This window comes from Pseudomonas sp. G34 (assembly GCF_031119625.1).
Lineage (GTDB): Bacteria > Pseudomonadota > Gammaproteobacteria > Pseudomonadales > Pseudomonadaceae > Aquipseudomonas.
Map to the genome: position 1 here is coordinate 1 of NZ_JAVHZV010000007.1, position 24,748 is coordinate 24,748.

The window sequence follows — 24,748 nt, forward strand, 5'->3', positions numbered from 1 at the left end:
CAGAGGTCTGGGGTTTCGTCTTTTGGGGCTCGAAAGATGGAGTGGCTGTGAGAGTCCCGGAGTGCCGGCCACCGGAATGCCGGCCAGATCATTCGTCAAGCTTCTATAAGAAACCCCAGATCTCGACAGAGGTCTGGGGTTTCGTCTTTGTGGGCCTGGGAAAAGCTGGAAGCCGGCGGAGGCAAGAGATCTCGAAGGGCGCCTTCCTGGGTATCGCTGCGCTCAACCCAGGCTACGGGAGGAGCGGCGCAGGCATGAGTGTCTTTTGCTCAACCCTGATGCCCAGGGTAAGGCGCAACTACCTAATCGCAGCACCGCCAGGTTGGGCCGACGTAACCCTGGGGTAATGTTTGTCGCGCAGATAATCGGTATAACGGTGCGTTGCTTGTAGGGTCTCATTTAGAATGGGCGACATTTTCGAGAACTCCATCCATGCCCGAGTCGGCCGCTCAACAGTCGTTAGCTGAAGTCCCGCTGAGGGAGCTGGTTGCCTGCCATGAGTGCGATCTGCTGATGCGTCGCCCTGTGATTGGCGATGGCGAGCGTGTCGAATGCCCTCGTTGCGGCTATGAGCTGTATAACCACCGCCCCCAGGTGATACGCCGCAGCCTTGCCCTGGTGCTGGCTGCGTTGCTTCTCTATATCCCCGCCAATTTCCAGCCGATCATGCAGATGACCATGCTTGGGCAGACCTCCCATGACACGGTCTGGAGCGGCGTGCTTGGGCTGTACGACAGTGGCATGCAGAGCATCGCCGTGGTGGTGTTCCTGTGCAGCATGGCGGTTCCGCTGCTCAAGCTGCTTTGCCAGCTGCTGGTACTGCTGAGCATTTGCCTGAAGGTCGGCCGTGGCTATGGCCTGTTGCTCTACCGCATTTACCATCATATGCGCGAGTGGGGCATGCTCGAGGTCTACCTGATCGGCATCCTGGTGTCCATCGTCAAGCTGGCCGACCTCGCCGAGCTGTCCGTTGGCTTGGGGCTCTTCTGTTTCATCGGGTTGTTGCTCGTACAGGTCTGGTTGGAGGTGACCATGTCGCCTCACCAGATCTGGGAAGCGCTGGCCGGGGAGGATCGCCGTGCGCGCCATTGATGCCGGCCTGATCATCTGCCACGAGTGCCACCAGCTCAACCGCCAGCAGCCCGATTTGAAGCGGCAGTTCTGTACGCGTTGCGGCGGGCGTATCCACGAGCGCCAGCCCAATAGCCTGGCCCGTACCTGGGCGCTGCTGATCACCGCCGCCATTCTCTATATCCCCGCGAACGTGCTGCCGATCATGACGGTCAATTCCTTCGGCAAAGGGCAGCCTGACACCATCATGTCGGGGGTCATCACCCTGGTCGAGAATGGCATGGCGCCGATCGCCATCGTGGTGTTCGTCGCCAGTATCCTGGTGCCGACCTTCAAGTTGGTCGGCATCGCTCTGCTGTTGTATTCGGTACAGCGACATCAGCCGATGTCGGCTCGCCAACGTATCTTGATGTACCGCTTCATCGAATGGATCGGGCGCTGGTCCATGCTGGATATCTTCGTCATCGCCATTCTCGTGGCGGTGGTACGGTTCGGCAGTCTGGCCAGCGTCGAACCGGGGGTGGGAGCGGTGGCTTTCGCCAGTGTGGTGATCCTGACCATGCTGGCAGCACTGACCTTCGACCCACGGTTGATTTGGGATAACACGGAATCGGATGACGACCATGAATGATCTGCCCACCGCCAGGACGCGTCCGGCTTCCAACTGGTCTGCCATCTGGGTATTGCCGCTCATTGCGCTGCTGATTGGCGGCTGGCTGGCCTGGCGTGCCTATAGTGAAGCGGGCGTTCAGATCCAGGTGGTCTTCGCCAGCGGCGAAGGCATCGAGGCTGGCAAGACCGAAGTGGTCTTCAAGGGCATGTCGGTCGGCAAGGTCACCAGCCTGAAGCTGGACAAGAGCGACAAGCAGCTTGGGGTGATTGCCACCCTGGAAATGAACAAGGATATCGAGCATCAGCTGCGCACCGGCACCCGCTTCTGGCTGGTCAAGCCAAGCGTGAGCCTGGCCGGGATTACCGGGCTGGAAACCCTGGTGTCGGGTAACTACATCGCTTTCAGCCCGGGCACTGGCGAGCCGGCCTACGACTTCCAGGCCCTGGCCCAGGCACCGCCGCTTTCCGATGAGCAGCCCGGCCTGCACCTGACCCTCAAGGCCGAGCGCCTGGGCTCGCTGAATCGCGATAGCCCGGTGTTCTTCAAGCAGATCCAGGTGGGCCGGGTGAAGGACTACGAGCTGGCTGCCGATCAGACCTCGGTCGAGGTGAAGGTCTTCATCGAGCCGGCCTATGCGCACCTGGTGCGTAAACACACGCGCTTCTGGAATGCCAGCGGCATCAGTATCGACGCCAACTTCTCGGGCGTGAAGGTGCGCAGCGAGTCCCTGGCCAGCATCGTGGCCGGTGGTATCGCCTTTGCCACGCCGGAGCATCGCAAGGACAGCCCACCCACCGACCCCAGCAAACCCTTCCGCCTCTATGAGGACTTCGACGCCGCCCAGGCGGGCATCAAGGCAGTGGTCAAGCTGACCGACTTCGAAGGGCTGCAGGCCGGGCGAACGCCGGTCATGTACAAGGGCATCCAGGCCGGCTTGCTGAAGACCCTCAAGGTCGACCCGGATCTGAAGAGCGCCACCGCCGAGTTGGCCATGGATCCGCTGGCTGAGGACTATCTGGTCGAGGGCAGCCAGTTCTGGGTGGTCAAGCCATCGATTTCCCTGGCCGGCATCACCGGTATCGAGGCGTTGGTGAAAGGCAACTACATCGCCATTCGTCCCGGTGAGCTGGGCGGGCCGCCGCGCCGCGATTTCGTCGCCCGGGCCAAGGCGCCGCCGCTGGATCTCGGCGCCGAGGGTCTGCACCTGGTGCTGTTCAGCGACACCCTCGGCTCGGTGGACGTCGGCAGCCCGATTCTCTACCGGCAGATGAAGGTCGGTTCGGTACAGAGCTACCAGCTCGCCCGCGACAACAAGCAGGTGGTGCTCGGCGTGCATATCGAGCCTGAGTACGCCAGCCTGGTGAACCGCACCACACGCTTCTGGAATGTCAGCGGCATCACCCTCAAGGGCGGCTTGTCCGGCATCGAGGTCAAGAGCGAGTCGCTGCAGACCCTGATGTCCGGTGGCATCGCCTTCGAGACCGATGACCTCAAGGCGCCCGCCGACCCCAAGCGCGTGCAGCGCTTCAATCTGTACGCCGATCGTGACGCGTCGATGAAGAGTGGTGACGCCCTGAGCATACGGGTGGAACGTGGCGACGGCCTCTCGCCAGGCACCGAGATTCGCTACAAGGGCCTGCAGATCGGCAAGATCGAGCGGGTCGAGCTGACCGGCGACCTGCAGGCGGTGATGCTGCACGGCCGTATCACCACCGCGGCACAGCAGGTGTTGCGATCGGGCTCGCGCTTCTGGGTGGTCAAGCCCGAGATCGGCCTGACCGGTGCCGCCAACCTGGATACCCTGATTGGCGGGCAGTACATCGAAGTGCAGCCCGCCAGCCAGGGCGGCGGCCGGCAGACCGATTTCGTGGCGCTCAAGCAGGCGCCCGAACAGGTGGCCGAGGAGCCGGGCCTGCGTCTGGTGCTCAGTGCGCCGCGTCGCGGTTCGTTGAAGGCCGGCTCACCGGTGACCTACCGTGAAGTGCAGGTCGGCAAGGTCACGCGCTATGAGCTGGGCGCCACGGCTGACCGGGTGCTGATCCATATCCTCATCGAGCCGCGTTATGCAGGCCTGGTACATACCGGCAGCCGCTTCTGGAGCAGCTCCGGGTTCGGCGTCGATTTCGGCTTGTTCAAGGGCCTGCAGGTGCGTACCGAGTCGGTGGAGACCCTGGTCGCCGGTGGCGTGGCCTTCGCTACACCTGAGCCCACCGGCAATGCGGCGATGCCGGGGCAGACCTTTGCGCTGTTCGATGAGGCGCAGCCGGAGTGGTTGCAGTGGGCGCCGAAAATCGCCTTGCCGAAGTGAAGGCAGCTGCGCGTCGGCCCTGGGGCGTTAAAAACAGCGCTAGCTCGATGCACCGCTAGGCATACAGAAACGAAAAGGCCCGCGGAGTACGCGGGCCTTTGTCGTTGGGGCGACAGGATCACGCCGGCTCGACGGCATCCTGTTCGCTGCCGGCAGGCGTTGCGGCCTGCTCGCGGCGCTTGATGTACTTCCAGTCCGCTTCGTCGATGTAGATGCCGTTCGGGCCGCTGCCGCCTTCCAGGTCGATGGCCACGGTGGCCGAGACCTGCGGCTTCACCGAAGCGAGAATCGGCACGAAACCGAGCTGCAGGCTGGTTTCGATCAGCGCCTGCTGGTTGCGCTCGTCGATGTCCGCCGCCTCGTCGAGGTAGTAGGGCAGGCGTACCCGGCCGGCCTGGTCGCGATCCATCAGGTGCAGCAGCAGGTACATGTTGGTCAGCGCCTTGATGGTCATCGTGGTGCCGTTGGACGCGGCACCATCGATGTCGGTGTGGATCACCGGCTGGCCGTGCACCTTGGTGATCTCGAAGGCCAGCTCGAACAGATCCTTGAGGCCCAGCTGGTTGCCGTTGGCGGCGACCAGGCGCGACAGGTAATCCTTGGCTTCTTCGTTCTTGGCGTCCTGCTCGCTGTTCTGGGTAAGGTCGAACACCGACAGGGTTTCGCCTTCTTCGTACTGGCCGGCGCTGTGGATGATCTGGTCGATATGGCGCAGGGCCTCCTTGTTCGGCGCCAGCACGATGCGGAAGCTTTGCAGGTTGGAGACCTGACGCTTGTTGATCTCGCGGTTGAACAGCGCGAGCTGGTGCTCGAGGTTGTCATAGTCGCTGCGGATGTTGCGCAGGGTGCGGGCGATATCGGTCACCGCCGCACGTCTGGCCTTGGCCAGGGTGAGGGCTTCGTCCTGGCGGTGAGCGTAGGCGTTGACCAGGAGCTGCAGGCGGCGCTCCATGTCGTCTTCGCTGTCGAACTTGGCGACCCCCTTGAGGCGCACCTGGGCGTACAGCGCTTCGATCTGCCCATCCACGCGCTGCAGGCCCTGCCAGGTGTCCTGGTAGTCGTTGAGCAGCGGCAGCAGGTTGTCCAGGGAGTCGTCGACCGGCTCCATGTACGGTGTACCGAACGGCAGGTCGGCCGGCAGCAGCTGGCGACGGCGCAGGGCGTCTTCCAGGGTGCGCTCCTTGGCTTCCAGGTCGGCGATCTGCCGGCCGATCAGTTGCAGCTTGGCGGAGAGCTGCTGGACCCGCTCGGTGAACGCGTCGCTGGCACGTTTGAGTTCGTCCTGGGCGGCTTCCAGCTGGGCGAGTTTCTCCAGCTTGTGCGGCTCCTCGGCGCTCAGCGTCTGGCTGCGGCGGAAGTCTTCCAGCGCTTTCTGGGCGTCGAGCACGGCCTGGTACAGCTGCTCGGCCTGGGCCTTGCTGGCGGCGCGGTCGGCGGCCACCGATTGCTGGGTCTTGAGCTGCTTGAGCTCGCGGTCGAGGCGGTCCTTCTGGTCGCGCAGGGCGGCGCGGTCGGCCAGCGCCTGGAGGGCCGGCGGCTCGATGTTGGCCAGGTCGATATCCAGGCCGGGCACCTGGAAGCGCTCGCCCTTGAACCCGTCGAGAATGGCTTCCAGGGATTTGACCCACACATCGCCGTCGTCGAGCTGGATGCCTTTTTCGCCCAGTGGCAGGCTGAACAGCTGACCGTTGAACAGGCGCATCAGGCGATCGACATCGGCCTGGGAGAATTCTTCACGCAGGCGCGAGTAGCTGTTGTTGTCGGCGTGGTCGAGCTGCTGCTTGACCGACTTGAGGCGTTTTTCCAGGTCACGCAGGCGCTCGTCCAGGTCTTCGCTGGAGAACTGGCGGGACTGCGCCAGGGCGCCGGCCAGCTCGTCGTGAGCATCCTTGGCGGCCAGCAGCTGGGCCTCCAGCACCTTGACGTCGTCGACCAGGGCGAAGCGGTTCTTGAGCACCGCCAGTTCGCCGAGCCAGCGCTGGATCTCGCTGATCTCGCGCTCCATGCGCATCAGTTCCTGGGTGCCGCCACGCTGATCGCTCTGCAGGCTGTCCTGCTCGCCCCGGTAGTGCTCGGCCTGGATGACCAGCTCTTCCTTGCGGGCATCGGCATAGTCGTGCCAGGTGCCCAGCAGGTTGTCGAGCAGCGGCGACAGGCGATGCAGCTTGCCACGCAGTTGCTCGCGCTGGGTCACCCCGGAGGCCAGGGCTTCGATCAGTGGGCCGGCGGTGACCAGCGCCTGATAGTCCTGCTCCATGCGGCGCACGTCGCGGAAGGCTTCTTCGGTGGCGGCGATGTAGTCGACGCTGCCCGAGCGCAGGCTGTGCTCGAAGGCATCGAGGAACAGCTGCTTGAGCTTCGCCGCGGTGATCTCGCGCATATGCAGCAGGTTGATGAACAGCGCGCGGAAGGTCTTCAGGCTCTGCTCGCTGGTCGAGCGCAGCGGAATCAGGGTCAGGTCCAGGGGGATGCTGGTGTGCCCGCCGACCAGCAGGCGCCGCAGTTCGTCAGGCTTGAGCTCGTAGGCGGTGATGCCGGCCTGGCCGAGGTTCTTGAACAGTTCTCGCTGACGCAGGCAGGTGCCGCCCTGCTGGTAGTGGTCCAGGTCCAGCTCGCCCTGGTAGGCGAAGAACTGGTGACCGAAGCCGCCGCCCGGGCCGCGGCCGGCCACGCCGATCACGTGGGGGCCGTGGGGCAGGGCGACTTCGACGAGGATGTAGCTGGTGTCGGTGGCGAAGTAGAACTTGCGCGACTGCTCCAGGCTGTACTTGCCGAAGCTCATGTCTGACATGCGCGCCAGGATCGGGAACTGCAGGGCGTTGATCGACGCCGACTTGCCGAGGTTGTTGGCGCCGTACACCGACAGCGGGTTTTCCAGCGGAAACAGGCCGAGGCTGTAGCCGGCGGTGTTGAGCAGCGCGAAGCGGCGGATACCGTAGCGTTCCTGGGTCATGCGTCTTGCTCCTGTGCGGCGCGCTCTTCGGCCAGGGCGCGGGCCATGGCCTCTTCTTCGGTTTCTTCGGCGTCATCAAGGGTGATGATCGGGTCGCCACTGTCGTCGTCGATCAGCACCGGGGCCGGCAGCGGCAGGGCGGTGCTGTGCAGGCTGGCGGCCAGGTCGCGGTCGTGCTGCACGGACAGGCAGACATCGAGGAAACGGTGCATCGGCGGCAGGAAGCGGTACACGCCGTTGCTGTCCTCGGCGAAGCCGAGCTGCGTGAGGCGGCGGATGACCTTGTCTTCCAGCTCTTCGTGGGTGGTGACTTCGGCCTGCAGGAACAGGTCGCGGTACTTGTCGAGCAGCGCCGGCAGCTCGTCACGGCCGATGGTGCCGCCATCGAGTACGGACAGTGGATCGCGGCCCTGGTCGGCCAGATGCTCGACCAGGATGAAGGTGAACAGCGCCAGGCGCTGGGCGGTCTTGTTGACCTGCGGCGCGGCCTGCTCGGGCACGAAGTAGTAGAAACCGCGCGGATCGCAGACCAGCTCGAAGCCCAGGGCGCGGAACAGCGCGCGATACTGGTCCTGCATGCTGGACAGCTGGGCGTAGCACTCGGGCTCGCTGCGCGAGATGTGGTAGCCCTTGAACAGGTCGCGAAACGCGGCTGCGAGCTGGGTCATTTCTTTCAAATCAATGTTCATGCGTCATGCTCACGGGCAGTCGTAGGGTGGACGGCGCTTTATCCGTCCACCGCATGGCAATCAATAAGGTGGACAAAAGCAGGCGTTGGCTGCGCGCCCCGATCCACCCTACGTAAAAATCAGGCACTGGGACGACCCACCAGGGCATAGGAGCTGATACTGATCTCATGCTCACGGGTCAGGTAGGTCTGGCGTTCCAGGCGGTCGCGCTGGAAGCGGCCTTCGCGTGACAGGCGCGAGAACCAGTACAGCAGCTCATCGGTGGCGCCCTCGGGCTCCTGCTCCAGCAGCCAGGTCATCAGGTCGGGCAGCGGCAGCGACTGCTCGCAGCGCTCGATCATCTCCCGGGCGGTTTTCGGTGCACGCGGGTTGTCGTTCTTGCGCTTGCCGCTGGCTTTCGGGAAGTGGTTGGGCTTGGCCTCGAAGCGCGCCAGGGCGTAAACGTAGGCTTCGACCTGGGAGGCGCTGCCGAGGAAGTTGCTCTGCGGCCGGGTGAACAGCGGCATGGCTGCCTGGGGTACGGCGTCGATGCCTTTCTTGCGGATCACCGACAGGGCCAACGCCGCGCCACGGGTCACGGCGTTGTGGCGGCGCGCTTCCTCGCGCAGTGGCAACAGCAGCTCGCGGGCCTTGCGCAGGGTCAGCTGGGCGTGGGTCTGCATTTCCAGGATGCGTGCGTGGGTGCGCAGCAACAGGTCATCGTCGACCAGTTGGCCAAGGCGCTGCTGTTCGCCGAGCAGCTTGAGCAGCACCTGCTCGACGCGGCGCACGCCCTGCTCGAAGGCGCCATCGGCGGCGACCAGCTGGATCATCGGTTCGACGTATTCGTCCCAGGTGGCCAGCACTTCGGCGTAACGCTGCCGCAGGGGAATCTGCCGGTCGCTGGTCTTGGCCCGTTCGGCCACACCGATCAGCGCCTGCTCGTCGTTGCCCAGCTTCTTCAATACGTCGCGCACGCGCATGTCGAGCAGGCGCAGCTGGCGCGCCAGGTCGTTGCCGTCGCGGATCTCGAAGGCGTCCTGAATGTGGCCGGCCAGGCGCTCGAGGTGGCGCAGGTAGGCTTCGATTTCCAGGCACAGGCCGAGGCGGTGCTCGCGGCGCAGGTAGGACAGGAAGTCGTGAATCTGCGCGTTGAGCTCGAAGCGGTTGGGGCTCTTGGCCACCGGCACCAGGATATCCAGGCGGATCCACTGGTCGAGCAGGGCGGTGACATCCACCGCGGTGCTCTGTGGCGGCAGCTGGGCGGTCAGCTGGTTGCGCAGCTCCACCAGGCTCAGGGTGCCGGCGTCGAAGCGTTCACCGAGCGGTTCGAGCAGGGCCCAGTGCTCGGCAAGGGCGCGCAATACGCGTTTGGGGTCGATCATCGCGGGACGGTCGCTCGCTTGCGAAAAAACGCCGATTGTACGGGAAAGCGAGGGGCACCTGTATTGTCACGCGGGCGTCATCCACGTGCGGCATGCTCGGCCTCGAATCACCGGCTCACGGTGCGCAATACGCCATGAAATATCCGTAAATGGACAAAATATGCTCAACGGCCTTTCGATCTCTGGCCGTTGTCGGCACAATTCGCGTCCGCTTTTTCCAGGAGGCTGGCGGGCTCCTGTTGGCCGACCTTTATTACGGACTGCGCAATGATCAAAACGCCGTACTACCTCATCGACAAACAGAAGCTGATTGGCAACATGGAGAAGATCGCCTACGTGCGTGAACACTCCGGTGCCAAGGCGCTGCTGGCCCTCAAGTGTTTTGCCACCTGGTCGGTATTCGACCTGATGCAGCAGTACATGGACGGCACCACCTCCAGCTCACTGTACGAGCTCAAGCTCGGCCGCCAGAAGTTCGCCGGCGAAACCCACGCCTACAGCGTGGCCTGGGCCGACGACGAGATCGAGGAGATGCTGGAGAACTGCGACAAGATCATCTTCAACTCCATCGGCCAGCTGCAGCGTTTTGCCGAGCAGTCCAAGGGCAAGGTGCGCGGCCTGCGCGTCAACCCGCAGGTGAGCAGTTCCGATTACCTGCTGGCCGACCCGGCGCGCCCGTTCAGCCGCCTCGGTGAGTGGGATCCGACCAAGATCGAAGCGGTGATCGATCAGATCTCCGGTTTCATGTTTCACAACAACTGCGAGAACGGCGACTTCGGCCTGTTCGACCAGATGCTTGCGCACATCGAAGAGCGCTTTGGCGATCTGCTGCACAGGGTCGAGTGGGTCAGCCTCGGCGGCGGCATCCACTTCACGGGCGAAGGCTATGCGCTGGATGCCTTCTGCGCGCGCCTCAAGGCGTTCTCCGAGAAGTACGGCGTGCAGGTTTACCTGGAGCCGGGCGAAGCGGCGATCACCGGCAGCGCCTCGCTGGAAGTGACCGTGCTCGACACGCTGTACAACGGCAAGCACCTGGCCGTGGTCGACAGCTCCATCGAGGCGCACATGCTCGACCTGCTGATCTATCGCCTCAACGCCAAGCTGGCGCCCAGCGAGGGTGAACACACCTATATGGTGTGCGGCAAATCCTGCCTGGCCGGCGACATCTTCGGCGAGTACCAGTTTGCCAAGCCGCTGCAGATCGGCGATCGCCTGTCGTTCGTCGACGCGGCCGGTTACACCATGGTCAAGAAGAACTGGTTCAACGGCCTGAAGATGCCCGCTATCGTGGTCAAGCAGCTCGATGGCAGCGTCGAGGTGGTTCGTGAATTCGGCTTCGACGATTACCTGTCGAGCCTTAGCTGACGTGTAGGGTGGACAACGCTCTTTTTGTCCACCATGCAATCGATGCAGGGTGGACGGATGGAGCGTCAGCTACGCGCCCCGGCCACCCTACGCACTGTCGTAAAACCGCAGCACCTTTCTCAACGAGCGCAGTACCCTGGAGGTGAAACAATTGAAGAAGAACGTCCTTATCATTGGTGCAGGAGGTGTCGCCAAGGTGGTGGCCCACAAGTGCGCGCAGCACAACGACGAACTCGGTCGTATTGCCATCGCGTCACGGAACATCTCCAAATGCCAGGCCATCATCGATAGCGTCAAGGCCAAGGGTAGCCTCAAGGTTCCCGCCGACATCCAGGCCTTCTCGCTCAATGCATTGGATATCGAGGCGACCAAGACGCTGATCCGCGAGACCGAATCGCAGATCGTCATCAACGTCGGTTCCGCCTTCCTCAACATGTCGGTGCTGCGTGCCTGCATCGATACCGGCGTGGCCTACCTGGACACCGCCATTCACGAAGAACCGGGCAAGATCTGCGAAACCCCGCCCTGGTATGGCAACTACGAGTGGAAACACCTCGAGGAATGCCAGCAGAAGAACATCACGGCCATTCTCGGCGTCGGTTTCGACCCGGGTGTGGTCAACGCCTATGCGGCCCTGGCCCAGCAACAGCATTTCGACAAGATCGAGTCGATCGACATCCTCGACGTCAATGCCGGCAGCCATGGCAAGTATTTCGCGACCAATTTCGATCCGGAAATCAATTTCCGTGAGTTCACCGGGCAGGTGTACAGCTGGCAGAACGGCCAGTGGACGACCAACCGCATGTTCGAGGTCAAACGCACCGACGACCTGCCGGTGGTCGGCGAGCAGAACCTGTACCTGACCGGTCACGATGAAGTGCACTCGATCTCCAAGAACCTGGACGTGCCCAACGTGCGTTTCTGGATGAGCTTCGGCGAGCATTACATCAACGTCTTCACCGTGCTGAAGAACCTCGGCCTGCTCTCCGAGCAGCCGGTGAAAACCGCCGAGGGCCTCGAGGTGGTACCACTGAAGGTGGTCAAGGCCGTGCTGCCCGATCCTGCCTCCCTGGCGCCGGGCTACACCGGCAAGACCTGCATCGGTGACCTGGTCAAGGGCAGCAAGGATGGCAAGGCCCGCGAAGTGTTCATCTACAACGTGGCCGATCACGAAGAAGCCTATGCCGAGACCGACAGCCAGGGCATTTCCTACACCGCCGGGGTACCGCCGGTAGCCGCTGCGCTGCTGGTCGCCCGTGGTGAGTGGGACGCCAAGCGCATGGTCAACGTCGAAGAGCTGCCGGCCGAGCCGTTCCTCAAGGCGCTGGACGTGATGGGCCTGCCCACCCGTATCAAGGACGAACACGGTGATCGCCCTTGGGATCAGGCGCTGTAAGCCTGAACTGCGAAGTTGTTGCATGAAAAAAGGATCGCCTCGGCGATCCTTTTTTCGTTTCAGGCCGCCTGTGCGGTTAGAGCCTGTTTTTAACGCAGTAGGGCCGACGCGCAGCAGATCGTGAACAGGCTCTTAGACCGTGACCACGCCGAGCAGCACTGCCGAGGCCAGCATCACCAGGCTGATGCCCCAGGCCCACAGCACCGTATAGCGGATGTGCTTGTACAGCTCGACGCCCGCCAGGCCGATGGCCAGGTACACGCTGGGCACTACCGGGCTGACGCCGAAGCCGGTGTTCTCGCCGATCAGCATGGCATTGGCCACCGAAGCCGGGTCGACGCCGGCGGCCACCGCCACGTCGCGGATCACCGGCAGCAGGGCGAAGTAGTAGGCATCCGGCGAGAACAGCATGCCCAGCGGCACGCCGAAGGCACCGATGATCACGTGCAGCCAGTTGGCCGAGCCCTCGGGCAGGATGTTGATCATCCAGTGCGCCATGCCTTCGGACATGCCGGCGCCTGACAGCACGCCGAGCAGGATGCCGGCGGCGAGCATCACCAGGGCCATCTGCATGGCGTCGCTGGCATGGCGCAGCACGGCCTTGTTCTGCTGATCCAGGCTCGGGTAGTTGATCACCAGGGCCACGCCCAGGCCAACCATGAAACAGGCGAACAGCGGAAAGGCACCGGTGAACAGGCAGGCCAGAATGGCCAGGGTCAGCGCCAGGTTGGCCCAATAGCGCCAGTCGCCGGGGCTCAGTTGCAGGCCACTGTCGTCGGCGCGCGACTCCTCGGCGGACGCCTGGCCGGCCATCAGGCCCTGGGTGGCAGGCTGACGCTGGGCGCGCAGGCCCAGGAATACTGCCAGGGCCATGACCAGCGCCAGGCCGACCACCTGGATGGGAATCAGCGAAATCCACAGTTGCGAGGCCTCGATGCCGGTCACCGCCGAGGCGCGTGCGGTGGTGCCGCCCCAGGGCACCATGTTCATCACCCCGGCGCTGAGCACCACCAGGCACAGGAGCATTTCGCGGCGCATGCCCAGGCGCAGGTACAGCGGCAGCAGGGCGGGAATCACCAGCAGGAAGGTCGCCGCGCCGATGCCATCCAGATGGGTGACGGCGGTCACTGCCACGGTGACCATCGCCACCGCCAATGGGCGGCCGCGGGTGCTCTTGAGCAGGAAGGTCACCAGCGGGGCGAACAGCCCGCGCTCGCGCATCACACCGAAATACAGGATGGCGAAGATGAACAGCGTGGCAGTCGGCGCGACCGCCTTGAGGCCTTCGCCGATGAACTTGCCGATTTCGCCGAGGCCGAAGCCGGCCATCACGCAGGTGATCACCGGCAGGGTGACGAAGGCCACGAGGGGCGTAACGCGGCGCATGAGAATCAGCGCGACGATGGTGAACATCAGGGTGAAGCCGAGGGCGGTGATCATGACGATCTCTCCGGTTTTATTATTGTTTGGAGTCGCAGGTCTGGCGTTGCGTGAATTCAGGAGGGCGCAGGCAACCTCAGGTCGAGCAGCGCGTAGCTCAGGCTCTTGCCGTGGCGGTCGATGCCGGGGCTGGCATTCACGCCGCCCTCCAGGGCGTTTTCCACCACGAAGTTGAGGCCGCCCAGGTTCGGCAGCTCATAACGCCGCACGCTGCCGATACGCCGGTGGGCCAGGCAGCCCGCCACACGCTCGACGGTCAGCTCGGCGACCAGCCAGGCGTAATGCGCCGGGTCGTAGGCGAACACCGCCACGCTGAGGATGTTGCCCTTGTCGCCGGCACGGGCGTGGGCGTAATCGCATAGCAATACCTGATCGTTCATCAGAACCACTCCACCTGTTGCTGCACCGCGGTGCGCGGGATGAAGAAACTCGCCGTGCCCAGGGACTCGCTCAGGTGTCGGCGCACACCGCCGCCGCCCGCCGGGCCGTTGGTGTACAGCGATTCGGCGTCGAGCAGCAGGGTTTCCAGCAGCGCCTTGTCGGCATCGACGAAGCTGATGCGCAGGCGCACGTCCTGCGGGTCCCGGGCGTCGGCGAGGCGCTGCTGCAGCCATTCGCCGCGGGCGTCGTTGAACAGGCTGGCGACGCCGATCAGGTCGATCCACGGGGTGAGCTGCGGCGCCAGGCGGGCGCAGCGTTGCAGCAGTACGTCACGGGCGAGTGCGGCGCGGGCGAGTGCGCCAAGGCCGGCGTAAGAGATCTCCGCCTCGGCGAACCAGTTGCCGCGCAGGCCGACCAGGCCCTTGAGCTCGGCCGGGCGCGGATGACCACGGATGCCTTCGATCTCCACCAGGTCGGGGCCGGCCTGGCGCACCCGCGCTTGGCTCAGGTCCATGGTCACGTCGGGCGTCAGGTAGGCAGCGGGGTCGTGGACTTCATAGAGCAACTGTTCCTTGACCGTGCGCTCGGTGACGCAGCCACCGGTGCCGGCGGCCTTGCCAATGGTCACGCGGCCATCGGCCTGGACAGTGGCGATCGGGCAGCCGACATTGGCCAGGTCCGGCACCTCCTTGAGGCCTGGGTGGGCGAAGTAGCCGCCGCTGACCTGGGTGCAGCATTCGAGCAGGTGGCCAACGGCAGTGGCCAGGGCGATGCGATCCCAGTCCTCGGCTTGCCAACCGAAGGCGTGGCGCAACGGGCCGACCGCCAGGCTGGGATCGGCCACGCGGCCGCAGAGCACGATATCGGCACCTGCATCCAGCGCCTGCACGATGCCATCGGCACCGGTGTACACGTTGACCGAGACAACCTGGCCATTCAGCGTCTCGGGCAGCCAGCGTTGCAGAACCTCGCCCGAGTCGAGCAGATCATCACCCACTACGCAGGCGATGCGCGCCGCTGCGAATCGCCCGCCCTGCAGCTGCTGGCGCAAACGCCGGGCTGCAGCGCTGGGGTTGGCCGCGCCGCCATTGGTGATGATCGGGATGCCGGCGGCCAGGCAGGTTTCCAGCACCGGTTCGAGAAAGTCGAACAGCCGGGTGGCGTAGCCGCTTTCGGCGTCGGCCAGGCGACGCAGTTGCGCCTCGGCGAGGGTGCGCTCGGCAAGCAGTTCGAAGAACAGGAAGCGCCGGCCGTCGCGAGCGGCGAGGTCGTTGGCCAATGCTAGGGCAGCATCGGGCCGATCATTGGCGAAGCCTGCCCCGCAACCGATATGGACTGTTGTCATGGTTATGATCCAGGTCGAGGTCTGCTGCGAGCCTGCCGTGTCTGGATTTAGTTGTGAATTCGAAATGTGATATCAATTGATAAATTAATTTTATAAAAACACTCGCCATGGATATCAGCTTTCGCCAGCTTCAGGCGTTCGTGCTCATCGCCGAGCAGCGCAGCTTCAGCCGCGCCGCCGAGCAGATTCACCTCTCGCAACCGGCACTCAGTTACAGCCTGCGCAAGCTGGAAGAGGCGCTGGGCCTGTCACTGTTCGCGCGCAATACCCGCAGCGTCGAGCTGACCGAAGCCGGGGTGCGTTTTCTGGAACAGGCCCGGCGCCTGCTGCGCGACATGCATAACGCGGTGCACGACGCCCACGAGCAGTTGCACCTGCAGAGTGGCTCGCTGCGCATCGGCGTGTTGCCATCGGTGGCCATCGAGCCGTTGCCGCGGGTGCTGGTCGACTATCGGCAGCGCTATCCGGGTATCGACATCAGCCTGCGTGACGGCCGCGCCGGGGAGATCCGCCAGTGGGTCGGCAACGCCGAAGTGGACTTCGCCATCACCTCGGTGGCCGATGAGCCCGGCGTGCTGGATTTCCAGCCGCTCTACGACGACAGCCTGGTATTGCTGGTGCGAGGTCTGGGCGGCTTTCGCGGCGCGAAATTGCTGGCTGCGCTGCGCCGCCTCGATTACGTGGCGACCACCCCGGATACCAGCCTGCGCAGCATGGCCGATCAGACCCTGCAGCGCATGGGCCTGCAATGTGAGCCGGCCTTCGAGGTCGCTTACATGAGCAGCGCTGCTGCGCTGGCGCGGGCGGGCTTGGGCTATGCGCTGCTGCCGGCGAGCGTGGCGGACACCTTCAATGGTGACGGCAGCCTGTCCGTGCACCCGCTGCCGATGGCGCCGGCCCGTGGCATTGGCGTGCTGCAGCGCAAACCCTGCTACCTGAGCCCGCCGGCCCAGGCCTTTGTCAGCCTGCTCAAGCAGCACGCCGAAGCCATTGACCTGTACCACGGCTGACGTTTGGGGCTACCCGTGGCAGGCGATTCACGCGACAATCAGCGCCCTCGAAAATCGATGTGCCGGGTACCTGACGTTTGAACACCGAGCTGCGCCGCCGCGCCTACCTGGATGCCATGCAAGTGGCCAGCTGGATGCCGCGCGTCGAATTGCCCTTCGCAGCGCCGTCGCGGCCCGAGCTGCTGGTTGCCTGCGAACCAGAGCCCGAGGTCGTCGCGCCGCCTGCGCTAGAGGCGAAGGTCAGCGTGCCCGCTGCGGCGCCTGCCGCCAGCGCCGTGGTTGCCCGCGAGCGACCCCGTATCGAAGTGCCCAGGCCCGGCAGCGCAAGCAAACCCAGCGAGCCTGCCGCCGAACAGGTCAGCGCAGCGCCAGCCGTTCGTGAGCGACCGACGCCGCCACCGCGTTTCGCCCTGCAATTGCTGCGCGCCGGCAGCTGCGCGCTACTGGTCGAGCTGCCGACCGGCGAACCCTTCCAGAGCCGCGATCCCGCCTACCTGCTGCTCAAGGATCTGCTGCGCGCCGCCGGCCTGCCGGATGCCCCGCAGATCATCGGCGAGCCGGTGCGCTGGCCGCTGCTGGTGCGCGGCAACATGGATCAGGGGCCCCAGGCAGCCCTGGATTTCGTGCAGAGCTTTATCGGCGCCCGTCTGGAAGAGCAGGAACCCTGTGCCTGCCTGTGGCTGGTCGGCCTGCCGGCAATTCGCTTCGCCGGTGACGCCGATGCCGAGGCCTACAACCGCGAGCTGCAGGTCGAAGAACTGGGCGCCGCCTGGGCGCTGCCCGGCCTGGAGTTGCTGATGGACGAGCCAGAGCGCAAGCGCGACCTCTGGCAGGCCATGCAGCGCGTGCGCAGGCGTTGGCTGGAGGCCTCGGCGTGAGCGATGCGATCACCTTCCGCCGGGCCACCGAGGCGGATATCGATGCGGTGCTGAAGATCGAATACGCGGCCTTCAGCCACCCGTGGACGCGCGGCATCTTTCTCGACAGCCTGAAATCCTACGAAGTCTGGCTGATGTTCGAAGGCAACCAGCAGGTTGGCCACGGGGTGATCAACGTGATCATCGATGAAGCCCATCTGCTCAACATCACCGTCAAGCCGGAGAGCCAGGGCCGCGGCCTGGGCCTGCGCTTGCTCGAGCACCTGATGGCGCGTGCCGCGCAGCTCAAGGCCGGGGAGTGCTTTCTCGAAGTACGCTCCAGCAATCAGGCGGCCTATCGGCTGTACGAGCGTTATGGGTTCAACGAGATTGGCCGCAGGCGCGATTACTACCCGGCGCCCGGCGGCCGTGAAGATGCGCTGGTGATGGCCTGCACGCTGGTGGAGTGAACTAGCGGCGTGCCCAGCGCCGTTCGCGGCGCTCTTCCTCGACCTGGCTCAGGTCGTATTTATCCAGAAACTCCTCAGGCTGCGCAGCCTGCTCGGCTTGCGACTCATCGGGCGACTTGGCGGGTTGCTGCGCAGCAGCCTTTACCGGCTTGCGCGGCGTCAGCGGCTCCACCCCATCGCGCAGAATCGGCGGCTCGGCCGGTTGGCGGCGGTCAGGTGGCTGCTTGTCGGTCATGACGAACTCCAGATCGGTCATTGGCTCTACGCAATGGACGGCCCCAAGCCCTGAAAATTCAGCGTTTCGGCCACTGCCCGGCAGCGCCATGGGGGGCTCGGGGCAGAAATCGCCTTGTCAAAAAGCCCGGTGCATCCGTATGGTGCGCATCGACCTTCCTCGGGAGCCGCCGCCGTGAGCGATCTCAAGCACCTGTTCGACAACAATGAACGCTGGGCCGAAAGCATCACCCAGAACGACCCGGACTTCTTCCCGCGCCTGGCGCGCCAGCAGACCCCCGAGTACCTGTGGATCGGCTGCTCGGATGCCCGCGTGCCGGCCAACGACATCGTCGGCCTGCTGCCCGGCGAGCTGTTCGTGCACCGCAACGTGGCCAACGTGGTGCTGCACACCGACCTCAATTGTCTGTCGGTGATCCAGTACGCGGTCGACGTGCTCAAGGTCAAACATATCCTGGTCACCGGCCACTACGGCTGCGGTGGCGTGCGTGCGGCCATGCACGATGCGCAGTTCGGCCTGATCGATGGCTGGTTGCGCAATATTCGCGACCTCTACTACGAGCAGCATGCGCAACTGGCCGCGCTGGCGGACGAGGAGGCGCGGGTCGATCGCCTGTGCGAGCTGAACGTGATGAAGCAGGTGGGCAACGTCAGCCGTACCAGCATCGTCCAGAACGCCTGGCACCGCGGCCAGCCGTTGTCGGTACATGGCTGCATCTACGGGCTCAAGGATGGCCGCTGGAAGGACCTCGACGTCACCGTCACGGGTGCCGAGCAACTGCCCGAGCAGTACCGTCTGCGCCCGCCGCAGGCATGAGCATGGCCAAGCCTTCGCGCCAGCTGGCGATTGCCGGTGTGCTGGTGGCGGTGCTGTGCTGGGCCGGCAATGCCCTGGTGGCCCGTGCCTTCGCTGGCGAGATTCCGCCTTTCGCCCTGGCCTTCTGGCGCTGGAGCCTGGCGCTGATGCTGATACTGCCGTTCGTGGCCCTGCCGCTGTGGCGGCATCGCGCGGCGCTGCGCCATGCCGGCTGGCGCCTGGTGATGATCGCCGCAGTTGGCATCGCCGGCTACAACACCTTTCTGTACAGCGCGGCGCAAACCACCGCGGCGATCAACATCACCCTGGTCAATACCTGCATCCCGCTGATGACCTTCATCTTCGCCGGGCTGCTGCTCGGCGCCTGGCCCGCGCGGCGCGCCTGGTGGGGCATGGCGTTGGCGGTGGTCGGTTTGCTGGTGCTGATCTGCCGCGGTGACTGGCAGACCCTGGCGGGCATGGCGTTCAACCGCGGCGACCTGATCATGCTGCTGGCGGTGCTCGACTGGGCGCTCTACACAGTGCTGCTCAGGCGTTGGTCGGCGTACCTGGCGCCGATTCCACCACTGGCGCTGCTGGGCATGTTCATGCTGCTGGGCGTGCCGATGATCCTGCCGTTGTATCTCTACGAGCTCTCCACTGGCGCGCAACTGCTGGCCACGCCGGCCAACCTGGCGGCCATCGCCTACACCGCGGTGTTCGCCTCGCTGGTCGCGTACCTGGGCTGGAACAACGGCGTGAAGGTACTCGGCGCCTCGACCGCCGCGATGGGCAACTACCTGATGCCGGTGTTCACCGCGATCCTGGGCTGGATTCTGCTCGGCGAGGCGCTGCAGCTGTTCCACTGGTTCGGCGGGGCGCTGATCTTTGCCGGCCTGCTGCTGGCGACCCTGCCAAGCCGTTCGCAACGCGCGGCGCGCTGAGGCGATACGGCCCGCGTGCCTGCATGGCCTGCAAACAAGCCTTTGCGGCCATGCCCACGGGCGATGCAGGGCTAATTTCCCCTGCCGGAAAACTTTACCGGACCCATGGGGGTCTATGCCGTTGGCTGGCGGCTTCGTTGAAGCGATGACGCCATAACGGGCATGTAGGCAATTCAGTTGCTAGGGTTATGCCGTCTGCAGAAGGATAAGTTGTGAGTTAATGGATTACTCGCACGTCTCCCTAACTCGAAAAAATGCATCCGTGCACGGGCTGACGGCCCTCTATCCGTCACGTCGTGGTGCCTGCTGGCGCGTCATGTTGCTGGTGATGTTGGCCGTCGGGTTGAGCGGCTGCATACGCAACCAGGCCAATGGCGCCTTTGCCAGCAACAGCATGGCGGCGAGCCCTGGCGAGTTGTTCCAGACCCACTCCGATCGCATGGCCACCATCGGCATGCGCAGCAACCTCAACAGCCTCTATCGCCTGATGGACAAGCTCTACCAGCGCAACCCGCGCGAGTGGCGCAAGACCGGCCTGGCCAGTCGCGCCGTGGCGCTACAGGCGGTGCAGCAGGCGATCGAGCAGGGCCGGCCGCCGCCGGCGCTGGCTGGCCGGCAGGATATCGTCGCCCTCAGCTATGCATTGAGCCCCGAATTCCAGGGTGATCGGGTCGGCGCCTTCATCTACGCCATCGGCAGCATGCTGATCACCGCCCACGGCGGGCGCACCCAGTTCTACATCACCGACACCATCGACGCGCAGTTCGTGCATAACGCCGCGCGCAACATCGAGAAGGCCACCTGGCTGCTGGCCACCCGGCGCGACGCCCAGGGCAACCCGCTGCTGCTATCCAACGAGCTATCCGATAATGGGCGCAACCTGAGCTTTGCCGTGGAGTTCGGCAAGATCGTCGCCCGCCTGGATTACCTGAGCGACGTGCTCGACGAGCGCTACCGGCGCATTGGCGTGAACTACGCCCATAGCCTGCTGTTTCTCAACTTCCTGCCGGTGCAATAGGCGCAGCTTGCGAGCGCCATCTCGACCTCAGTGCTTTGGCCGCAAAAAGGCGGGCGCGGCCGGTGAGCAAAGGTTGTGGGAGAGGCTTTAGCCTCGAGTTCTTTGCGCCTAGGCAGGCACATCGGGGCTAAAGCCCCTCCCACAAAAGCAGCAGGACGTAGGGTGGATGACGCTTTTTTCATCCACCGTTGCGATGCAGGCCGGTGGATGGGCGGGCCGCGCAGGTGAGGCATCATCCACCTATGGACTGGTGATCATCTGTGGGAGCGGGCCATGCCCGCGAAAAATCCCGGGCATGGGCTAGGTGTCCCCGCCGTCCCCACAGGTAAAGCAACGATGCCCGCTTCTGCCTTGTCACAGCCTCTTCTATGTCGCCTAAAAAGACCGTGAACAGGCTCTACACCTTGCGGACGAACTCGGACTTGAGCTTCATCGCGCCGATCCCATCGATCTTGCAGTCGATGTCGTGGTCACCATCGACCAGGCGAATGCCCTTGACCTTGGTGCCGACCTTGACCACCAGCGAGGAGCCCTTGACCTTGAGGTCCTTGATCACGGTGATGGTGTCGCCGTCCTGCAGCACGTTGCCGACCGAGTCCTTGATCACCTTGGCGTCGTCGCCGGCCGCCTCGCTGTCGTTGGCCGACCATTCGTGGGCGCATTCCGGGCACACCAGTTGGGTGCCGTCTTCGTAGGTGTATTCGGAGTTGCAGGCAGGGCAGGGTGGCAGCGTGCTCACGGGGTATCCTTCTGAGGCCGTGGATAAAAAGGCCGCAGATTATATAGGGTTTTAGCCGCCGCCGGGGATCGGTGTCAGGCGTCCGGCAACAGCGCTTCGGCCTCGATCTCGATCAGCCATTCGGGCTCCGACAGCCCGGTAACCACCACCCAGGAGGTGGCCGGCGGCTGCTCGGGGAAGAAGCTGCGCAGGGCATCGACGATATGCGCCTGCTCGTCACGGGCCTGGGCCACGATATAGATGCGCAGCATCAGCACGTGCCGCAGGCTGCCGCCGGCAGATTCGAGAATGCGCCGCACGTTGCGCAGCGCCGCGTGGGTCTGGCTGGCCAGGTCATCGCCGACCAGCCGCTCGTGCTCGTCCACGCCGATTTGCCCGGACAGGTGGATACGTCGCCCACCCTGGCTGATCACCGCCTGGCTGAAGCCGTACTGCAGGGTGTCGAAGACCGAGTCGGGGTTGAGTGTGTGCCTGTGCATCGATACGTCCTTGATCAGAAACAGCCAGGCAGTCTAGCGTTGCGCCTGCAGTGATCCAGCCCGAGACTGTTGCACGATTTGTGCAGCAGCGGCGCGATAACCCGAACTCATGGCGGCTTCGCTGCCTCCAAACGAAAGTGGTGGTTCGGCCGGCGCCGGGCACTGCATCTGCCGATGAGTCCTGGGCTGCCTAGCAACGGCCCGCCATAGCCAGTGGAGGCGCTATGTTTTTTCCCCAGTTGCCGGGTGTCAGCCTGTTCCAGGTGATAAAGAAGACGGTTGCCGACTTCATCGAGGACGAGCTGCCCACCTACGCCTCGGCCCTGGCGTTCCAGATGTTCTTCTCGCTGTTTCCCTTCCTGCTGTTCCTAGTCGCGCTGATCAGCCTGCTGGATATGCAGCCGTTCTTCGACTGGCTGCGCCAGCAGGCCGAACTGCTGTTGCCGTTGTCCACGGTGGAACTGGTCAACCCGGTGATCGATCAGTTGCAGACGCAAAAAGCCGGGCTGTTCTCGATCGGTATCGTGGTGGCGCTGTGGACGGCTTCGTCGGCGGTGCGCTCGACCATGGATGCGATGAACAAGGCCTACGGAGTGAAGGAGGGGCGCAAGCCCTGGAAGCGCATTCCGCTGTCGCTGCTGTACACCATCGGTATCGCCGCGGCGCTGCTGACTGCCGCCGCGCTGATGGTGCTCGGCCCGCAGGTGATGAACTGGCTGGCGTACCAGATCGGCATCGAGCAGGTGGTGGTCACCCTGTGGACCTGGTTGCGCCTGCCGGTGGCGGTCTTTCTGCTGATGATCGTGGTGGCGGTGGTCTACTACGTGGCGCCGGATGTGCAGCAGCGTTTCCGCTTCATTACCCCGGGCTCGGTGCTGGCGGTGGTGGTGTGGATTGCCGCCTCGGTGGGCTTCGCCTACTACGCGCAGAACTTCGCCAACTACAACGCCACCTACGGCAGCATTGGCGCGATCATCATTTTCCTGCTGTACCTGCACATCTCCTGTGCGGTGCTGCTGTTTGGCGCCGAGCTCAATGCCGTCATCGAGCATTTCTCGCAGGAGGGCAAGGAGCCCGGCGACAAGGAAATCCGCCCCGAGAACGAGCCCTCTACCTGACCGCTGGCGTCGCCGGTGGCCAGGTCAGCTGGCCGCTGTCACTGAAGCGGCGGGTGCCGAACAGGCCGCCGGCGAACTTGCCGCGCAGTTGATAGGGCAGGCTCTGCCCGGGCTGGTGGGTGCTGGCGCCCCAGGCCTGGCGAAATACCGAATAGGCCGAGATGGTCACCGGCACGCTGATCACCGTTTCGCCAAAGCGCGGCACCTGGCCGCGCTGATCGCTGACCCCGCGGGCCAGCGGCTGGTCGTTGATGTCCAGGGCGAGGGCGATGCCATTGAAGTCGATGGCGCTTTCATTGGGGTTCTGCACCCGCAACTTCACCGCGAAGCGCGCTTCGAGGCCCTCCGACGGCAGCGGCTCCAGGCCGACCAGATCGATATGTACCGGGTCGCGCGGTGCCCACGCGGCACAACCGGCCAGCACGCTGATCAGCAACAGGGCACTCAAATGGCGCAGTGTGGGGCGCATGGCAATTCTCCGGCATCGTTGATCGTGCTGTTGTGACCGCAACCGGTGGCGTTCGGCTCAGGCGCTCGCTCGCTGCTTGGCGGCCAGCACCAGGGCGATGCCGCCCAGTACCGCCAGTGAACTCAGCCCCAGGCGCAGGCTCAGCGCTTCGCCCAGCAGCAGGCCGCCGGCCAGCGCGGTGATGATCGGCACGCTCAGTTGCACGGTGGCGGCCTGGATGGCTTTCAGGTCGGCGATCGCGCTGTACCAGATGGCGTAGCCGAGGCCGGAGGCCAGCGCACCGGACGCCAGGGCATACAGCGCGCCGCCCAGGTCCCAGCGCGCGCTGTGCAGCAGCGCCAGGCTGAGCAATACGGCCATGGGCACACTGCGCATGAAGTTGCCGGCGGTCGTCGCCAGGGCATCGCTGGCGCTGCGCCCCAGTAACGAGTAGGCGCCCCAGGCGATACCGGCGATCAGCATCAGCAGCGAGCCGGCCAGGGGCGGCGCGCTGGCGCCGGGAAGCAACAGGGCCAGCAGGCCGGCGAAGGCCAGCAGCAAGCCGGCCAGGCTCATCGGTGCCGGTCGCTCGCCCTGTCGCCAGCCCCACAACAGCATGCTGATCTGCACGGCGCCGAACAGCAGCAACGCGCCAACGCCTGCATCGAGGCTCACATAAGCGAAGGAGAACGCCGCGGCGTAGACGAACAGAGCCGTGGCCCCGCGCCAGCTTCCCGCTGACGGCCGCGTGCCATGCCGCAGGCGCAGCAACAGGGCCAGCATCAAGGCGCCGCTGAGCAGGCGCAGGCTGGTGAAGGTGGCGGGGTCGATCTGGGTGGTTTTCAGGGCCAGGCGGCAGAGCAGCGAGTTGCCGGCGAACGCCAGCATGGCGGCGGCGGTGAGAAACAGCGTGCGTGCTGACATGGCCATCCTCTCGTGCAGGTCTGGCGGCGGGGCGAGCTCAGCCGCAGGCGGCTCGCTCATGGCTTTCAGCAGATATAAGCATGGCGCAGGAGGGCGTGGTATCAGCGCAAGGTCGTACGTCAGCTCGTGCGCAGTGCGTTGCTATGCAGCATGTCGATCAGCGCGTCGATCATGCTATGGGCGTGAGCGCCAAGATCATAGGCTTCGGGCTTGAGCAGCCAGTGGGCCTGCAGGCCGTCCAGGTAGGCGTGCAGGCAGATCGCCGCGCGCTGGCAGTCGAGGTCAGCCGGCAGTTGGCCGCGGTTCACGGCATTGCGTAATGTTCTGGCAATGCGCTGGTCGCACTCTTGCTGGAACGCCTGCATCTGTTGGCGCAGGCCGCCGGCCTCGGAGCTGTACTCGCATTTGTACTGCAGGATCTCGCCGACGCGGCGGTACGCGTCGTCGGCGTGCATGCGCTGCAGGAGCTGCACCAGCAGTTGCCGCATGTTGCCCAGTGGGTCCGGTTCGTCCTCGCTCTCACAGGCGCGGGCCAGTTCTTCCTGGGGCAGCAGGCGACGGTCGAGCATAGCCTGGAACACATCGACCTTGTTCTGGAAGTGCCAGTAGATGGCGCCACGCGTTACGCCGGCGTCGGCAGCGATGTCGGCCAGCGAGGTGGCGGATACGCCATTGGCATAGAACACCCGCTCGGCAGCATCGAGAATCTGCGCCCGGGTTTCTTCGGCTTCCTCTTTGGTGCGTCTTGCCATGTCGAGCAGTTACCACGCGCTTAAATGGTGGATG

General features: G+C 64.6%; 24 protein-coding genes. 12 read left to right on the top strand and 12 right to left on the bottom strand.

Going from position 1 to position 24,748, the window contains the following annotated elements; translation table 11 throughout:
• Positions 1-432: 432 nt before the first annotated feature.
• The 3 genes from QYS36_RS03620 to QYS36_RS03630 are packed head-to-tail and all read left to right on the top strand — an operon-like array spanning position 433 to position 3,992.
• The gene (locus QYS36_RS03620; protein WP_308838204.1) at positions 433-1,092 is read left to right on the top strand and encodes a paraquat-inducible protein A; all 660 of its coding nucleotides are present in this window, start codon (positions 433-435) and stop codon (positions 1,090-1,092) included.
• Positions 1,079-1,702 (top strand): paraquat-inducible protein A, encoded by a 624-nt coding sequence (locus QYS36_RS03625; protein ID WP_308838205.1) that lies wholly within the window; start codon positions 1,079-1,081, stop codon positions 1,700-1,702. The genes QYS36_RS03620 and QYS36_RS03625 overlap by 14 nt, the downstream gene beginning before the upstream one ends.
• A complete protein-coding gene (locus QYS36_RS03630) occupies positions 1,695-3,992 on the top strand; it encodes an MlaD family protein (protein WP_308838206.1) in 2,298 nt (765 codons plus the stop codon). Before QYS36_RS03625 ends, QYS36_RS03630 begins: the two co-directional genes overlap by 8 nt.
• Before the next feature lie 118 nt (positions 3,993-4,110).
• Here the strand turns inward: QYS36_RS03630 and mksF are convergent, their stop codons facing one another.
• From mksF to mksB, 3 genes are all read right to left on the bottom strand, one after another.
• Positions 4,111-6,945 carry an Mks condensin complex protein MksF gene (mksF, locus tag QYS36_RS03635; protein WP_308838207.1) on the bottom strand — a complete coding sequence of 945 codons (2,835 nt, stop codon included), beginning with the start codon at positions 6,943-6,945 and terminating at the stop codon, positions 4,111-4,113.
• Positions 6,942-7,634: an Mks condensin complex protein MksE gene (mksE, locus tag QYS36_RS03640; protein ID WP_308838208.1), complete on the bottom strand. Its 693-nt coding sequence runs from the start codon at positions 7,632-7,634 to the stop codon at positions 6,942-6,944. The genes mksF and mksE overlap by 4 nt, the downstream gene beginning before the upstream one ends.
• Before the next feature lie 119 nt (positions 7,635-7,753).
• Complete coding sequence (gene mksB, locus QYS36_RS03645; protein WP_308838209.1) at positions 7,754-8,998, bottom strand: Mks condensin complex protein MksB; 1,245 nt, start codon at positions 8,996-8,998, stop codon at positions 7,754-7,756.
• Between the two features lie 267 nt (positions 8,999-9,265).
• Between mksB and QYS36_RS03650 the strand changes: the two genes are divergently transcribed.
• Positions 9,266-10,363: a carboxynorspermidine decarboxylase gene (locus QYS36_RS03650; protein WP_308838210.1), complete on the top strand. Its 1,098-nt coding sequence runs from the start codon at positions 9,266-9,268 to the stop codon at positions 10,361-10,363.
• A gap of 151 nt (positions 10,364-10,514) precedes the next feature.
• Entirely contained in the window at positions 10,515-11,759 is a 1,245-nt protein-coding gene (locus tag QYS36_RS03655) for a saccharopine dehydrogenase family protein (protein ID WP_308838211.1), read from the top strand.
• Between the two features lie 132 nt (positions 11,760-11,891).
• On the opposite strand, the gene QYS36_RS03660 is transcribed toward QYS36_RS03655, so the two are convergent.
• From QYS36_RS03660 to QYS36_RS03670, 3 genes are read right to left on the bottom strand one after another with little or no spacing between them, the layout of a single operon-like run.
• Entirely contained in the window at positions 11,892-13,199 is a 1,308-nt protein-coding gene (locus tag QYS36_RS03660; RefSeq protein WP_308838212.1) for a citrate:proton symporter, read from the bottom strand.
• A 56-nt stretch (positions 13,200-13,255) separates the two neighbouring features.
• A complete protein-coding gene (locus QYS36_RS03665; protein ID WP_308838213.1) occupies positions 13,256-13,579 on the bottom strand; it encodes a hypothetical protein in 324 nt (107 codons plus the stop codon).
• Entirely contained in the window at positions 13,579-14,925 is a 1,347-nt protein-coding gene (locus QYS36_RS03670) for an acyclic terpene utilization AtuA family protein (protein ID WP_308838214.1), read from the bottom strand. The genes QYS36_RS03665 and QYS36_RS03670 overlap by 1 nt, the downstream gene beginning before the upstream one ends.
• 107 nt (positions 14,926-15,032) lie before the next feature.
• On the opposite strand from QYS36_RS03670, the gene QYS36_RS03675 reads away from it, so the two are divergent.
• From QYS36_RS03675 to rimI, 3 genes are all read left to right on the top strand, one after another.
• Positions 15,033-15,935: a LysR family transcriptional regulator gene (locus QYS36_RS03675; protein WP_308838215.1), complete on the top strand. Its 903-nt coding sequence runs from the start codon at positions 15,033-15,035 to the stop codon at positions 15,933-15,935.
• A gap of 77 nt (positions 15,936-16,012) precedes the next feature.
• On the top strand, positions 16,013-16,813 hold the full coding sequence (locus QYS36_RS03680) for an energy transducer TonB (RefSeq protein WP_308838216.1): 801 nt from the start codon (positions 16,013-16,015) through the stop codon (positions 16,811-16,813).
• Positions 16,810-17,262: a ribosomal protein S18-alanine N-acetyltransferase gene (gene rimI / locus QYS36_RS03685; RefSeq protein ID WP_308838217.1), complete on the top strand. Its 453-nt coding sequence runs from the start codon at positions 16,810-16,812 to the stop codon at positions 17,260-17,262. The genes QYS36_RS03680 and rimI overlap by 4 nt, the downstream gene beginning before the upstream one ends.
• 1 nt (position 17,263) lies before the next feature.
• Here the strand turns inward: rimI and QYS36_RS03690 are convergent, their stop codons facing one another.
• Positions 17,264-17,497, bottom strand: coding sequence for a hypothetical protein (locus QYS36_RS03690; protein WP_308838218.1), 234 nt, complete (start codon positions 17,495-17,497; stop codon positions 17,264-17,266).
• A gap of 174 nt (positions 17,498-17,671) precedes the next feature.
• On the opposite strand from QYS36_RS03690, the gene can reads away from it, so the two are divergent.
• From can to QYS36_RS03705, 3 genes are all read left to right on the top strand, one after another.
• Positions 17,672-18,313, top strand: a complete 642-nt coding sequence (gene can / locus QYS36_RS03695; RefSeq protein WP_308838219.1) for a carbonate dehydratase — start codon at positions 17,672-17,674, stop codon at positions 18,311-18,313.
• Positions 18,310-19,236, top strand: a complete 927-nt coding sequence (locus QYS36_RS03700) for a DMT family transporter (protein ID WP_374990417.1) — start codon at positions 18,310-18,312, stop codon at positions 19,234-19,236. The genes can and QYS36_RS03700 overlap by 4 nt, the downstream gene beginning before the upstream one ends.
• 316 nt (positions 19,237-19,552) lie before the next feature.
• Entirely contained in the window at positions 19,553-20,254 is a 702-nt protein-coding gene (locus tag QYS36_RS03705; RefSeq protein WP_308838513.1) for a hypothetical protein, read from the top strand.
• 397 nt (positions 20,255-20,651) lie between these two features.
• Here the strand turns inward: QYS36_RS03705 and QYS36_RS03710 are convergent, their stop codons facing one another.
• Positions 20,652-20,993, bottom strand: a complete 342-nt coding sequence (locus QYS36_RS03710) for a zinc ribbon domain-containing protein YjdM (protein ID WP_308838221.1) — start codon at positions 20,991-20,993, stop codon at positions 20,652-20,654.
• Between the two features lie 74 nt (positions 20,994-21,067).
• Positions 21,068-21,472: a RidA family protein gene (locus QYS36_RS03715; protein WP_308838222.1), complete on the bottom strand. Its 405-nt coding sequence runs from the start codon at positions 21,470-21,472 to the stop codon at positions 21,068-21,070.
• Between the two features lie 224 nt (positions 21,473-21,696).
• On the opposite strand from QYS36_RS03715, the gene QYS36_RS03720 reads away from it, so the two are divergent.
• Positions 21,697-22,590: a YihY/virulence factor BrkB family protein gene (locus QYS36_RS03720; RefSeq protein ID WP_308838223.1), complete on the top strand. Its 894-nt coding sequence runs from the start codon at positions 21,697-21,699 to the stop codon at positions 22,588-22,590.
• Here QYS36_RS03720 and QYS36_RS03725 read toward each other — a convergent pair.
• The 3 genes from QYS36_RS03725 to QYS36_RS03735 form a co-directional block, all read right to left on the bottom strand.
• A complete protein-coding gene (locus QYS36_RS03725; protein WP_308838224.1) occupies positions 22,583-23,059 on the bottom strand; it encodes an LEA type 2 family protein in 477 nt (158 codons plus the stop codon). The genes QYS36_RS03720 and QYS36_RS03725 overlap by 8 nt on opposite strands.
• A gap of 57 nt (positions 23,060-23,116) precedes the next feature.
• Positions 23,117-23,962 carry a DMT family transporter gene (locus tag QYS36_RS03730; protein WP_308838225.1) on the bottom strand — a complete coding sequence of 282 codons (846 nt, stop codon included), beginning with the start codon at positions 23,960-23,962 and terminating at the stop codon, positions 23,117-23,119.
• A 119-nt stretch (positions 23,963-24,081) separates the two neighbouring features.
• The gene (locus tag QYS36_RS03735; RefSeq protein WP_308838226.1) at positions 24,082-24,714 is read right to left on the bottom strand and encodes a TetR family transcriptional regulator; all 633 of its coding nucleotides are present in this window, start codon (positions 24,712-24,714) and stop codon (positions 24,082-24,084) included.
• Positions 24,715-24,748: the final 34 nt, after the last annotated feature.

Bases quoted from the DNA above. Each gene is read 5' to 3' on its own strand.
- QYS36_RS03620 (WP_308838204.1), top strand. From the start codon at position 433: ATGCCCGAGTCGGCCGCTCAACAGTCGTTAGCTGAAGTCCCGCTGAGG.
- QYS36_RS03630 (WP_308838206.1), top strand. From the start codon at position 1,695: ATGAATGATCTGCCCACCGCCAGGACGCGTCCGGCTTCCAACTGGTCT.
- mksF (WP_308838207.1), bottom strand. From the start codon at position 6,945: ATGACCCAGGAACGCTACGGTATCCGCCGCTTCGCGCTGCTCAACACC.
- mksE (WP_308838208.1), bottom strand. From the start codon at position 7,634: ATGAACATTGATTTGAAAGAAATGACCCAGCTCGCAGCCGCGTTTCGC.
- mksB (WP_308838209.1), bottom strand. From the start codon at position 8,998: ATGATCGACCCCAAACGCGTATTGCGCGCCCTTGCCGAGCACTGGGCC.
- QYS36_RS03650 (WP_308838210.1), top strand. From the start codon at position 9,266: ATGATCAAAACGCCGTACTACCTCATCGACAAACAGAAGCTGATTGGC.
- QYS36_RS03660 (WP_308838212.1), bottom strand. From the start codon at position 13,199: ATGATCACCGCCCTCGGCTTCACCCTGATGTTCACCATCGTCGCGCTG.
- QYS36_RS03665 (WP_308838213.1), bottom strand. From the start codon at position 13,579: ATGAACGATCAGGTATTGCTATGCGATTACGCCCACGCCCGTGCCGGC.
- QYS36_RS03670 (WP_308838214.1), bottom strand. From the start codon at position 14,925: ATGACAACAGTCCATATCGGTTGCGGGGCAGGCTTCGCCAATGATCGG.
- QYS36_RS03675 (WP_308838215.1), top strand. From the start codon at position 15,033: ATGGATATCAGCTTTCGCCAGCTTCAGGCGTTCGTGCTCATCGCCGAG.
- QYS36_RS03690 (WP_308838218.1), bottom strand. From the start codon at position 17,497: ATGACCGACAAGCAGCCACCTGACCGCCGCCAACCGGCCGAGCCGCCG.
- QYS36_RS03700 (WP_374990417.1), top strand. From the start codon at position 18,310: ATGAGCATGGCCAAGCCTTCGCGCCAGCTGGCGATTGCCGGTGTGCTG.
- QYS36_RS03705 (WP_308838513.1), top strand. From the start codon at position 19,553: ATGTTGCTGGTGATGTTGGCCGTCGGGTTGAGCGGCTGCATACGCAAC.
- QYS36_RS03715 (WP_308838222.1), bottom strand. From the start codon at position 21,472: ATGCACAGGCACACACTCAACCCCGACTCGGTCTTCGACACCCTGCAG.
- QYS36_RS03720 (WP_308838223.1), top strand. From the start codon at position 21,697: ATGTTTTTTCCCCAGTTGCCGGGTGTCAGCCTGTTCCAGGTGATAAAG.
- QYS36_RS03725 (WP_308838224.1), bottom strand. From the start codon at position 23,059: ATGCGCCCCACACTGCGCCATTTGAGTGCCCTGTTGCTGATCAGCGTG.
- QYS36_RS03730 (WP_308838225.1), bottom strand. From the start codon at position 23,962: ATGTCAGCACGCACGCTGTTTCTCACCGCCGCCGCCATGCTGGCGTTC.
- QYS36_RS03735 (WP_308838226.1), bottom strand. From the start codon at position 24,714: ATGGCAAGACGCACCAAAGAGGAAGCCGAAGAAACCCGGGCGCAGATT.